Consider the following 2,494-nt stretch of genomic DNA (forward strand, 5'->3'; position numbering starts at 1 on the left):
AAATGTTATTTTCCAACATTTGCTTTAGACGGAGCTAATGTCGAATCAAAATGCTGAATGTGGAGAGAGGATTATTTCATTATTGAAAATTTACGAAAATATAATACTACTATTCTACCCATAAAGTGTACAATGTTATGAAAGGGAATTTTAGGCATTAAAAGAATAATTAATAAAAGGGGGGGCTTGAATGGAGAAAATGACGAAAGCGGAACGAAGCTGGGCTTTTTATGATTGGGCAAATTCCGCCTATGCTATCGTTGTTGTTACTGCAATTTTTCCATTATATTTTAAATCGGCTGCAACGGATGCAGGGATCTCTTCATCCGCATCGACAGCCTACTGGGGTTATGCGAACTCATTTGCAACTTTAATTGTATCCATATTGGCACCGTTGCTAGGATCAATTGCTGACTTTAGAGGCTTCAAAAAAAGGTTTTTCACATTTTTTGCTTCATTGGGAATTATCTTTACACTGCTGTTAGCAGTTGTGCCAAGTGATCAATGGCTAATCCTCTTAGGATGTTTTGTTTTGACCTCGGTTGGGTTTGCTGGGGCAAATATTTTCTATGATGCTTTTTTAGTTGATGTCACGAGTGAGGACCGAATGAACCGTATTTCCTCAAATGGCTTTGCGCTAGGTTATATCGGGAGTACAATCCCATTTATTATTTCAATCGCGATTATTATTTTGGCTCAGCAAGCTATTATTCCATTATCTGTAGGTATAGCCAGTCAAATTGCCTTTGTCATTACAGCCTTATGGTGGGGGCTTTTTACCATCCCGCTATTGAAGAATGTTGAACAAAAATACTATGTAGAGCGTGTGCCTAATCCTGTTTCTACAAGTTTTAAAAAGCTATTCACCACGTTGAAAAATATAAAAGCTTATCGTGCACTGTTTCTTTTCTTATTGGCCTATTTTTTCTATATTGATGGAGTGCATACGATTTTAACAATGTCTACTGCCTATGGGACTGATTTAGGAATTAGTGCTTCTACTTTACTAATTGTCTTGTTTTTAGTTCAAGTGGTTGCGGCCCCTTTTACAGTATTGTTTGGAAAATTAGGCCAAAAATTTAGTGAAAAGAATATGATAGTTGTCGCTATTTTTGTATATATTATTATTTGTATTTACGCCTATTTCTTAAAAACGGCACTCGATTTTTGGGTTCTTGCTATGCTTGTTGCTTCAGTACAGGGAGGGATACAGGCATTAAGCCGTTCTTATTTTGCCAAACTCATACCGAAAGAATCATCTAATGAATTCTTCGGCTTTTATAATATCTTTGGCAAGGTTGCGGCTATTGCTGGACCTACATTAGTTGGAGCCACTGCACATATAACTGGAAATACAAATAGCGGGGTTCTCAGCTTAGTTATTTTATTTGTCATTGGCGGAGTCCTCTTGATCCGTGTTCCAAATCAAGTTAAGTTTGATTCTAAGTAAATCTTCAATCCGATTAATTAAGAAATGGCTGGGGCTGTCCAGAAAGTCAGGATAAACTGACTTTCTGGAGCCCCTTTTATTGTTCTAAATATTAAAAGGTGCACAAAAAAATCGAACTGACTAGTCAGACAGCTCCTATTTGTTGTATAAGATACCGCTGTTTACCGAACGGTACAGTGGTGTCAGAGGTAGGGAGGGAGCCTCTCCTCCTAATCGATATTAATAAATATGCAGTATAAATAAAAATTGATCAAATAGTATGAAAATTAAAAAAATAAATTGAAATGCATGATTGAAGATGCTATTCTTAAAGAAAGATAGGCGAATGCCTGTGTAATCAATAGTTATTTGAGGTGTCCACTTTATTTTATCTTTGTTGGGATTGGGGATCAAAAAGTGTCGACAGACGACAAGATGGGAGAGAATAAATGAACACTTTTGAGATTGAAAAACCAGTGAGATATTATGACCAAGTATACAATTCCATTCGAGAAATGATTGTTCAGGGAGTGCTAAAGCCTGGTGATAAAATTTTTGAAGCAAAAATCGCAAGAGAATTAAATATTAGCAGAAGCCCTGTAAGAGAGGCAGTACGCGCGTTAGAAAAGGAAGGGCTATTAGTAATAGATGGAAAATCAAGAATTACAGTATACAAGCCTACGATGAAGGATATTGAAGATATATATGAATGCAGGATGGCACTTGAGTCATTAGCTGCAAGATTGACAACAAGGCTCGCTTCAGGGCAAGAGATAAAAAGAATTGAAAATACGGTACTTAATGCAAAACGATATTTAGATGATGCAGCAAAGGAGCAAAATAGACTAGCGCTAATCGGGGAAAATACTCAGTTTCACGATCTTATTACAAAATATAGTCAAAATGTAAGATTAAAAAAACAGCTTAGAGATTTATACTCTTTGAGTCACTATTACAGAGTTTTAAACTTCCAGGGTGAGAATAGAGAATTGGTAGTTTTTAACGAGCATCTAGAAATTCTTAACTTTATGAAACGTAGAGATGAAGAAAAAGCCTCAGTTATGA

At 36.1% G+C, this 2,494-nt stretch carries 2 protein-coding genes; both read left to right on the forward strand.

The window, feature by feature from the left end; all coding sequences use genetic code 11:
• Positions 1-190: 190 nt before the first annotated feature.
• Complete coding sequence (locus V7149_RS22685) at positions 191-1,450, forward strand: MFS transporter (protein WP_335347850.1); 1,260 nt, start codon at positions 191-193, stop codon at positions 1,448-1,450.
• A gap of 428 nt (positions 1,451-1,878) precedes the next feature.
• Positions 1,879-2,494 (forward strand): GntR family transcriptional regulator (locus tag V7149_RS22690; RefSeq protein ID WP_335347851.1); only part of this gene is annotated, 616 nt, incomplete at its 3' end.

Source organism: Bacillus sp. JJ1503 (assembly GCF_036965125.1).
GTDB lineage: Bacteria > Bacillota > Bacilli > Bacillales > Cytobacillaceae > Cytobacillus.

Excerpts from the sequence above, each read along its gene's own strand:
- V7149_RS22685 (WP_335347850.1), top strand. The coding sequence starts at position 191 with ATGGAGAAAATGACGAAAGCGGAACGAAGCTGGGCTTTTTATGATTGG.